Origin of the sequence: Sphingomonas sanguinis NBRC 13937 (assembly GCF_001591005.1) — a bacterium.
GTDB classification, from domain to species: Bacteria; Pseudomonadota; Alphaproteobacteria; order Sphingomonadales; family Sphingomonadaceae; genus Sphingomonas; species Sphingomonas sanguinis.
Genome location: NZ_BCTY01000038.1, coordinates 26,798 through 35,791, shown reverse-complemented (window position 1 = coordinate 35,791; position 8,994 = coordinate 26,798). Strand labels below are relative to the sequence as shown.

The window sequence follows — 8,994 nt, the reverse complement described above, 5'->3', positions numbered from 1 at the left end:
GGGGGGGGCGTACGGCGAGGGGCGACTTGTGTGGAAGCCCCCCTCCGACAGGCCTGCGGCCTGCCACCTCCCCGTACCGGGGAGGATTTTATTCTTCATCCCAAACGATCGCGATCGGCGCATCGATGCCCAGCACCGCATGGACTGGACAGGCGGCCGCCGCCGCTTCCAGCCTTTTGCGCTGGGCTGCGTCATACTGCCCCGGCACCCGGACCGTGACGCCGAGCATCGTGATCCGGCGCGGGGCGTTGCCCATCGTCTTGGTGACGGTCGCCGTCGCGCCCGCAAGGTCCAGCCCGGCGACGCGGCCCGCCATGGCCATGATGCTCAGCACGCAACCGCCCAGCGACACCGACAACAGGTCGCTCGGCGAGAAATTCTCCCCCGGCCCGCCCAGCTCCTTCGACGCGTCCATGACCAGCACCGCGCCATTGTCGGGATGAGCGACGTGGCAGCGCAGGCCGCCTTCGTAATGCACGACGAAATCCGCCACCGGCCTTACCCGCTGTTGCGCAGCGCGGTGGCGATGCCGTTGATCGACAACAGGATACCCTCGCCGATGCGCGGATCACTCTCGCCCGCACGATGGCGCTTCATCAGTTCGATCTGCAGCAGGTTGAGCGGCTCGATATAGGGCAGGCGCAGGCGAATCGATGCCTCCAGCGCCGGATTGTCGGACAGCAGTCGCGTCTGCCCCGTCACGCCCAGCAACCCGTCGCGCGCACGATGCCAGCCGTCATGGATGCGCCCGAAGATCGCGTCCCGAAGGCTCTCGTCCTCGACCAGCCCGGCATAGCGCCGCGCGATGCCGATGTCGGACTTGGCCAGAACCATCTCCATATTCGCCAGCGTGGCGGCGAAAAAGGGCCAGTTCTTCGCCATCTCGGCGAGCAGCGCCTTGTCCTCGAAATTCGCGATGGCGGTGCCGACGCCGTACCAACCGGGCAGCATGACCCGCGCCTGGGCCCAGCTGAACACCCAGGGGATGGCGCGCAGATCCTCGATCGCGTCGGACTTCTTGCGGCTGGCCGGACGGCTGCCGATCTTCAGGCCCGCAATCTCGGCGATCGGGGTCATCTGGCGGAAGAAGGTGCGGAAACCCTCCGTGCCATAGACCAGCCCGCGATAGGTGGTGAAGGCGGTCGCCGACAGCTGCTCCATCGCGGCGGTGAAGCGGGCATTGTCCGCCGCCGATAGCCGGTCGGGCTCCAGGCTGGCGAGCAGCGTGGCCGAGGCCATCGCCTCGAGATTGCCGAGCGCGGAGTCGCGGGTGCCATATTTACCCGCAATCACCTCGCCCTGTTCGGTGATGCGGATGCGGCCCTGCACCGTATCGTGCGGCTGGGCGCGGATCGCGGCGAAGGCGCTGCCGCCGCCGCGCCCCACCGCACCGCCGCGCCCGTGGAACAGCTGCATCCGCACGCCCGCTTCGTCGAACACCGGGCGGAACGCGCTCGACGCCTTGGACAGCGACCAGGTGGAGGTGAGGTAGCCGCCATCCTTGTTCGAGTCCGAATAGCCGATCATCACTTCCTGATGGCCGCGCGCGCGGACGATCGCGGCGATCTCCGGCAGTGCGAAATAGGCGCGCATGATTGCGGGGCCTGCCTCCAGATCCTCGATCGTCTCGAACAAAGGCACTGCCATGATCGCGGCGGTGGCGGGCTCGCCGGGGCGGTAAAGGCCGAACTCCTTCAGCATCAGGTTGATTTCGAGCAGGTCGGACACCGACTTGCCCATCGAGACGATATAGTTGGTGATGCACTTTGGGCCGTAGGTCGCATGGGCATCGGCGGCGGCCTGGACGATGGCCAGTTCGGAGCGGGTCTCGTCCGAATAATCGGCATAACGGCTGAACAGCGGCCGGGCATTGGCCAGCTCGCGCCGGAGCAGCGCGACGCGGGCCTCTTCGTCGAGCGCCAGATAGTCGGGCTCGACGCCTGCCACCTTCAACAGCTCGGCGACGACGCGCTCATGCACCGCCGAATTTTGCCGCAGGTCGAGCGTGGCCAAGTGGAAGCCGAAGGTTTCGACCGCCCGGATCAGGCGGCCCAGCGCTCCACCGCTCGCCAGCGCGCCGTCGCCCTGCGTCGCCAGCCCGCGCGCGATCGCGACCAGATCGGTGCGCAAGGCCTTCGGATCGGCATAGGGCTCGCCGGTCAGGCGACCGGGGCGGGGCGAGGTCTTGCCGGTCAGTTTCTCATGCGTCGCGGCGAGACGGGCATAAATGCCCGACAGCGCACGGCGATAGGGCTCGTCCGCGCGGCTGAGCGCTTCGTCGCCGCTGGCATCGGCCAGCGCCCGGACGCCGTCATCGACCTCGGCATGTTCGGTCGAGATGGACAGCTCGGCACCCAGCGCGTGCACCGCCTTGCAATAATGGGTCAGCACCGCGTCGGCGGCTTGGGCCAGCGCATTGGTCAGCGACTCGGCGGTGACGAAGGGATTGCCGTCGCGGTCGCCGCCGATCCACGAACCGGGACGCAGAAAGGCGGGCACGCGCGCCCCGAACGCCTTGTCCCAACGCTGGTAGAGGGCGGGCAGCACCGGCAGGAACACGTCGCGCAAGTAAGATAGCGCCGTCTCGACCTCATCGGTGACGTAGAGCCGCTCGCGGCGCAGCACGCGGGTCTGCCAGAGAAGCGCGATCTGGCGGCCGATCGCCGCCTCCACATCGTCGCCATCGGGTGTCACCGTCCGCCCCGCATCGCGCATTGTCAGCAGTTCGGCGATGCGGTTGCGGTGATCGATCATGCTCTTGCGCCGCACCTCGGTCGGATGCGCGGTCAGCACGGGGACGACCAGCGCCCGGCCGAGCAGCTCCATCGCGGCATCGCGATCGATGCCTTGGCCCTTCAGCGTCTCCAGCACGTCGGCGATATCGGCGGCGGGCTCGCGCGCGATGCCCTGGCGATCCTCGGCGAGGTTGGCGAGCATCGAGAACAGCATGAAGCCGCGTACGAAATCCAGCGTCTCGTCGAGCGCCAGTTTCTCCAGCTGCAGGTCGACCGACCCGTCCTCACCCAGCCCGCGATAGCGATCGACCGAGGCGCGGCGAATGGCCTCCGTCGCCTCGAACAGCGCGTCGCCGCCATAGCGGCGGATCACGTCACCCAGCTGGGCGCCCAGAAAGCGGATGTCGGCATTGTTGGCGATGGGGGGCAGGGTCGTCATGGTCGCCATTGCTGCAACGCAATAGGCTGGCCGTCAACCGATTGCGGAATGTAATTTTGGTATAATATCGATCATGTGATTATCGCACTAATTGCAAGGACGTGGCGCTAATCGATGGGCACCTCCCGGCCCTTATTCGGGCTCTCCATCGGCAATCTGCTTTGCCAAGCGTTCGTAATAGCGTGCCGATCCCCGATTCCCCGCCATGGCGAAGCGTCGCGCGGTGGCCTGGGTTGCCTTTACGGCAAGACTATAGGTGGCGTGCGCCTCATTGGGGTCTTCCGACCGTGGATTGACCATGCCCATCCGACCATCGAATCGAGCCGCAGCGTACCAACCGTTGGCGGCCTTGATCAGACCGCGAACGGGGCGACCGGCGCGCGCGGCTCCGAAGAAATACTCGAAAGGCTCATGCGTCCCGATACGCAGCACCCCGATCCCCTCGGCGCGCCCCAGCGAACAATCGCCTAGCCAATGCGCAGGAGCCGTCCGCGTGATGGCCGGGCGTACCGCTTGGCATCGTTTTGCACGTGGGACATGGCTGGTCTGCGCAAAGCAAGTCGTGGCCGAAAAACTTCCCAAGCCCAACACGACCAAAGGGGTAGCAACGTCTCTCCACCAGCTCTTTATCATCGGCGACCTCGGCTAGAAGTTTAGTGCTGGCCCGCCGTCAGCTCGCATTCCCCGGCACGCCGGCCCCCGTCGCGACCGGATTGGTTGGAGTCGCAGGCCGTTCGGTGCGCGAGGCTTCGCGTTCCTCCGAGGTCACCGTGCCGTCGCGGTTCAGGTCCATCCGGTCGAACCGCGCCAGCATCCCTTCGAAGAACTCGCTCTCGGTAATCTCGCCGTCCTTGTTGCGGTCGAGCTCCCACAGGCGTGAGTTGGCGGTGGGCATTTCATCAGCGGTGATGATGTCGTTGCCATCGCGGTCCAGTTCGCGGAAACGGCGCGCCATCATGCTGCCGAAGTCGACGCGGCTGGTGACCGACGGCGGTACGAAGCCCGCCTTGGCGGCGGCCTGGTCCGCTTCGGCACGCTTCTCTTCCTTCTTGCCGCAGGCGGCGGTGGTGGCGACCGACGCCATCAACCCCAGGCTAACAAGGCCCTTGGCCCATCCACGCATGCGACACTCCCGGCTTCGTTACGCTTCCAGCTCAACGTCCCAATACAGCCAGTCGTGCCATGTTTCATGCAGATAATTGGGCGGGAAGCTACGGCCATGCTCCTGAAGGTGCCAGTTGGTCGGGCGGATCGGTTCGATATGCAGCGGCATCGCGGCCTGGCGCGGCGTGCGCCCGCCCTTCTTCAGGTTACAGGGGGCGCAGGCTGTGACGACATTCTCCCAAGTGGTCCGCCCGCCTTGCGCGCGCGGGATGACATGGTCGAAGGTCAGGTCGCGGTGCGATCCGCAATATTGGCAGGAGAAGCGGTCGCGCAGGAACAGGTTGAATCGGGTGAAGGCCGGGAATTGCGACGGCTTCACGAATTGCTTGAGCGCGATGACCGAGGGCAGCTTGACCTTCGCGGTCGGGCTGCGCACCTCGCGCTCATAATGGGCGACGATATCCACCCGGTCGAGGAACACGGCCTTCACCGCGGTCTGCCAGGGCCAGACCGACAGCGGGTAATAGGACAGCGGCGTATAGTCCGCATTCAGCACAAGTGCCGGACAGGAGTCCGGGTGTCGGATCAGGTCGGGATGAAACACAGCTCCTCCCTTCGTGGTACGATGCGCCTATTCGCGCAACGGCGTGACAAGGCTATGACACTGCACGCTATGACAGCATGGGATCGGAATCGCGGTCAAGAGTGCGCGCGATGAGCGGAACGCCACGCGCCACGCGTTTCGCGCCCAGCCCGACCGGGCGGCTGCATCTGGGCCATGCGCTGTCGGCGGTGCGCGCGTTCGATCTGGCGCGCGCGGAGGGCGGGCGCTTCCTGCTGCGCATCGAGGATATCGACGGCACGCGCAGCCGCCCCGAGCATGTCGACGCTATCTTGCGCGACCTGGAATGGCTGGGGCTGGAATGGGACGACCTGTCCTTCCAGTCGCAGCGGCTGGACCTGTACGCGGCGGCACAAGCGCGACTGGCCGACCTGCTCTATCCCTGTTTCTGCACCCGAGCCGAGATCGCCGCCAGCCTGTCCGCGCCGCATGGGCCGGTTGCCCTCTATCCCGGCACCTGTCGTCACCGTTCGGCGGCGGAGCGAGCCGCGCGGATGGGCGAGCCGCATGGCTGGCGCATCGACATGACGCGGGCGGTCGAGCGGACGGGGCCGTTATACTGGCAGGACGAACAGGCGGGGCCGGTTCTGGCCGATCCGCTTTCGCACGGCGATGTCATCCTGGCGCGCAAGGATGCGCCCGCCAGCTATCATCTGGCCGCCACGGTCGACGATGCCGCGCAGGGGGTGACCGACGTGGTGCGGGGGCTCGACCTGTTCGAGGCGACGCATGTCCACCGGCTGCTGCAAGCACTGCTCGGCCTGCCGACGCCGCTGTATCACCACCACCCGCTGATCGTCGGGGCGGATGGCCAGAGGTTGGCCAAGCGGCATGGCGCACCCGCCTTGGCAGCGATGCGCGAGGGCGGTGCGGACGGCCGCGCGCTGGCGGATGCGCTGCGGCGCAACATGCTTCCTGCTGGATTTCGGCTGGGGGAGGCGTAAGCTTCCGCGCTATGACCACTTTTCTCGTGATCCTGCTGATCGCGGCGATGCTCGCCACCCTGGTCGCGCTGGTGCGCGGCATTATCAGCTTCCTGCAGGAGGCGACCGCCGAGGCGAAGGGCGAGGGGCCCACCGCCTCGCAGCTGAAATCCAACCGGATGATGCAGCAGCGCATCTTCTTCCAGGCGCTGGCGATCACCGTCGTCGTGCTGCTGCTGTTCATGGCGGGGCGGACCTGATCCCTTGGTCAAGCTGACGAAAATCTACACCCGCACCGGTGACGAGGGCACGACCGGGCTGGTCGACGGATCGCGCCGGTCCAAGGCGGATTCGCGTATGGTCGCGATCGGCGAGGTGGACGAAGCGAACAGCGCGATCGGTGTCGCCCTGCTGTCGGTCGACGGGCCACTGGCCGCGCCATTGACCATGATCCAGAACGACCTGTTCGATCTGGGCGCTGACCTCGCCACGCCGGGCGATGTCGAGGGGGCGCTGCGCATCGTCGCCGAACAGGTCCGGCGGCTGGAGGCGGAGATCGACGCGATGAACGCCGCCCTGTCGCCGTTGACCAGCTTCATCCTGCCCGGCGGCAGCCCGGCGGCGGCGCATCTGCATCTGGCCCGCGCCATCACCCGCCGCGCCGAGCGCGCGACTGTGGCGCTCGGCGAGCAGGAGGCGATCAACCCACCCGCGCTGGCCTATCTCAACCGCTTGTCCGACTGGCTTTTTGTGGCCGCGCGGACGGTGAACCAAAATGGCGCATCGGACGTTCTTTGGGTTCCAGGAGGGGAGCGCATGGGACGGTAAAGGGCCGACCGGCCTCCCCATGATCCGGGGAGCGCCCAATGCCGACCCTCGTTCCGTACCCGACGGCGGCCTCGACGCCTGCCGACCATCTCGCATCCCGCTACCACGCGGTTCGCGCGCTGACCTTGGCGCTGGCCGAGCCCTTGTCCGATGCCGATGCCAGCGTCCAGTCGATGCCGGACGCGTCGCCCGCGAAATGGCACATGGCGCATACCACTTGGTTCTTCGAGACCTTCGTTCTGCGCGACCATGTGCCGGGCTATACGCTGCACGACCCGCGTTTTCCGTTCCTGTTCAACAGCTATTACGAAGCGGAGGGCAAACGCCATGCCCGCCATCGCCGGGGCATGATCACCCGGCCGACGCTGGACGAGGTGCGAGCGTACCGGGCGCATGTCGATTCCGCCCTGCTCGCCGCGCTGCCCGACCTGCCCGAGGCGGCGCGCGAGCTGGTCGCGCTGGGCTGTCACCATGAGGACCAGCATCAGGAGCTGTTCGTCACCGACATTCTCCACCTCTTTTCCGAGAATCCGCTGGAACCCGCGCTCTTCGCGCCCGAGCCCAAGGCTCCGGTCGCGATGCCGGGCCCGATCGGCTGGATCGAGGGGCGGGCGGGCATCGTCGAGGTCGGCCATGACGGACAGGGCTTCGCCTTCGATTGCGAGGGGCCGCGTCACTCGGCGCTACTCCATCCCCATGCCCTGGCCGACCGCACCGTCACCAATGCCGAGTGGATGACCTTCATCGAGGATGGCGGCTATCGCGATCCGCGGCTCTGGCTGTCCGATGGCTGGGCCTGGGTGAAGGCGGAAGGGATCGTCGCGCCGCTCTATTGGGAGAAGCAGGATGGCGGCTGGACCCGGTTCGGGCTGGATGGTCGTCGCGCGATTGACCCCGCCGCGCCGGTCACCCATGTCAGCTTCTATGAGGCGGATGCCTTCGCCACCTGGGCGGGGGCACGGCTGCCGAGCGAATTCGAGTGGGAAGCTGCGGCCGCCGCGCATGACGCAAGCGGCGGCAACCAGCTCGACGGCGCGGGCGCGATCGAGCCGCGCCCCTCGCCCGGCGGCCCGGCCTTTTTCGGCGATGTTTGGGAATGGACCGGCAGCGCCTATCGCCCCTATCCCGGCTTCCACCCGGTCGAGGGCGCGGTCGGCGAATATAATGGCAAGTTCATGAACGGGCAGTTCGTCCTGCGCGGCGGCAGCTGCGCGACGCCGCGCGGCCATTCGCGCGCCTGTTACCGCAACTTCTTCTACCCCCATCAACGCTGGCAATTCACCGGCGTCCGTCTGGCAAAGGACCTGTAATCATGCTGAAGCCCGAGATCGAGGACGGCCAGATGTCGCTGGCCGACCCAGCCTTTCGCGCCGACGTCCTGGCCGGGCTGGAGCGTTCGCCGCGTGCCATCCCTGCGCGCTGGTTCTACGACCGCAAGGGCTCGGAGCTGTTCGAGGCGATCACCGATTTGCCCGAATATTATCCGACCCGGACCGAGACGGCGATCCTGAAGACCATGTGCCCCGATCTGGTTACGCATGTCGGTCGGGGCCGCGCGGTCGTCGAGTTCGGATCGGGCTCCTCGACCAAGACGCCGGTGCTGCTCCGCTGTGTCGAGCCGTCGGCCTATGTGCCGATCGACATTTCGGGCGATTTCCTGCGCGACTCCGCGCGCGCCCTGCAACAGGCGTTCCCCGATCTGCCCATCCATCCGCTGGAGGGCGACTTCATGAGGCCGCTGGCGCTGCCTGCGATGGTGGCAGATGCGCCCAAACTCGGCTTCTTTCCGGGCTCGACCATCGGCAACATGACGCCCGCCATGGCGACCGACCTGCTGCGCGCGATGCGCGGCTCGCTGGGCGAGGGGGCGATGCTGCTGATCGGCATGGACCGGGCCAAGTCGAGCGACGTGCTGGTTCCGGCCTATGACGATGCGCAGGGCGTGACGGCGGCGTTCAACCGCAACCTGCTCGACCGAATCAATCGCGAACTCGACGGCACCATCCCGGTCGAGGCCTTCCGCCACCGCGCGGTGTGGAATGACGACCGCTCGCGGATCGAAATGCACTTGGCGGCGACCCGTGACGTCGACTTCACCATCGAGGGGCGCCCCTTCGCCATGACGGCGGGCGAGACGATCCACACCGAAAACAGCCACAAATATGGCCCGCGCGATGCCAAGATCCTGTTGCGTGCCGGGGGCTGGACCCCGGTGGCGGAATGGACCGACCCCGACCAGCTTTTCTCGGTCTATCTGGCGGAAGCGCAATCGGTTCGGCTCGCGCCGTGAACGTTTTGCCTTGTAGGCGACAAGCAAAGATAATTCTCATTAATTTTATGCGT

Annotated in this window: 10 protein-coding genes; 5 read left to right on the top strand and 5 right to left on the bottom strand. The window is 66.7% G+C overall.

The window, feature by feature from the left end; translation table 11 throughout:
- Window positions 1–88 precede the first annotated feature (88 nt).
- The 5 genes from SSA01S_RS14085 to SSA01S_RS14065 all read right to left on the bottom strand — a co-directional run bounded on the left by SSA01S_RS14085 (window position 89) and on the right by SSA01S_RS14065 (window position 4,882).
- The gene (locus SSA01S_RS14085; RefSeq protein WP_061780856.1) at window positions 89–493 is read right to left on the bottom strand and encodes an OsmC family protein; all 405 of its coding nucleotides are present in this window, start codon (window positions 491–493) and stop codon (window positions 89–91) included.
- 5 nt (window positions 494–498) lie between these two features.
- On the bottom strand, window positions 499–3,174 hold the full coding sequence (gene ppc / locus SSA01S_RS14080) for a phosphoenolpyruvate carboxylase (RefSeq protein WP_170171490.1): 2,676 nt from the start codon (window positions 3,172–3,174) through the stop codon (window positions 499–501).
- A 132-nt stretch (window positions 3,175–3,306) separates the two neighbouring features.
- Window positions 3,307–3,606 (bottom strand): hypothetical protein, encoded by a 300-nt coding sequence (locus tag SSA01S_RS14075; protein ID WP_061780854.1) that lies wholly within the window; start codon window positions 3,604–3,606, stop codon window positions 3,307–3,309.
- A gap of 238 nt (window positions 3,607–3,844) precedes the next feature.
- Window positions 3,845–4,297: an EF-hand domain-containing protein gene (locus SSA01S_RS14070; RefSeq protein WP_061780853.1), complete on the bottom strand. Its 453-nt coding sequence runs from the start codon at window positions 4,295–4,297 to the stop codon at window positions 3,845–3,847.
- Window positions 4,298–4,315: 18 nt separating this feature from the next.
- The gene (locus SSA01S_RS14065) at window positions 4,316–4,882 is read right to left on the bottom strand and encodes an HNH endonuclease (RefSeq protein ID WP_042485172.1); all 567 of its coding nucleotides are present in this window, start codon (window positions 4,880–4,882) and stop codon (window positions 4,316–4,318) included.
- A 110-nt stretch (window positions 4,883–4,992) separates the two neighbouring features.
- Between SSA01S_RS14065 and gluQRS the strand changes: the two genes are divergently transcribed.
- From gluQRS to egtD, 5 genes are read left to right on the top strand one after another with little or no spacing between them, the layout of a single operon-like run.
- Window positions 4,993–5,844, top strand: coding sequence for a tRNA glutamyl-Q(34) synthetase GluQRS (gene gluQRS, locus SSA01S_RS14060; protein WP_061780852.1), 852 nt, complete (start codon window positions 4,993–4,995; stop codon window positions 5,842–5,844).
- 11 nt (window positions 5,845–5,855) lie between these two features.
- Window positions 5,856–6,083: a twin transmembrane helix small protein gene (locus tag SSA01S_RS14055; RefSeq protein ID WP_058733595.1), complete on the top strand. Its 228-nt coding sequence runs from the start codon at window positions 5,856–5,858 to the stop codon at window positions 6,081–6,083.
- A gap of 4 nt (window positions 6,084–6,087) precedes the next feature.
- Window positions 6,088–6,651 (top strand): cob(I)yrinic acid a,c-diamide adenosyltransferase, encoded by a 564-nt coding sequence (locus SSA01S_RS14050; protein WP_061780851.1) that lies wholly within the window; start codon window positions 6,088–6,090, stop codon window positions 6,649–6,651.
- Window positions 6,652–6,689: 38 nt separating this feature from the next.
- Entirely contained in the window at window positions 6,690–7,961 is a 1,272-nt protein-coding gene (egtB, locus tag SSA01S_RS14045) for an ergothioneine biosynthesis protein EgtB (RefSeq protein WP_061780850.1), read from the top strand.
- 2 nt (window positions 7,962–7,963) lie between these two features.
- Window positions 7,964–8,941, top strand: a complete 978-nt coding sequence (gene egtD, locus SSA01S_RS14040; RefSeq protein ID WP_061780849.1) for an L-histidine N(alpha)-methyltransferase — start codon at window positions 7,964–7,966, stop codon at window positions 8,939–8,941.
- The last annotated feature ends 53 nt before the right edge of the window (window positions 8,942–8,994 follow it).

What these genes read in the sequence shown, in the direction of transcription:
- egtB (WP_061780850.1), top strand. Translation starts at nt 6,690, where the DNA reads ATGCCGACCCTCGTTCCGTACCCGACGGCGGCCTCGACGCCTGCCGAC.
- SSA01S_RS14070 (WP_061780853.1), bottom strand. Translation starts at nt 4,297, where the DNA reads ATGCGTGGATGGGCCAAGGGCCTTGTTAGCCTGGGGTTGATGGCGTCG.
- SSA01S_RS14055 (WP_058733595.1), top strand. Translation starts at nt 5,856, where the DNA reads ATGACCACTTTTCTCGTGATCCTGCTGATCGCGGCGATGCTCGCCACC.
- egtD (WP_061780849.1), top strand. Translation starts at nt 7,964, where the DNA reads ATGCTGAAGCCCGAGATCGAGGACGGCCAGATGTCGCTGGCCGACCCA.
- gluQRS (WP_061780852.1), top strand. Translation starts at nt 4,993, where the DNA reads ATGAGCGGAACGCCACGCGCCACGCGTTTCGCGCCCAGCCCGACCGGG.
- ppc (WP_170171490.1), bottom strand. Translation starts at nt 3,174, where the DNA reads ATGACGACCCTGCCCCCCATCGCCAACAATGCCGACATCCGCTTTCTG.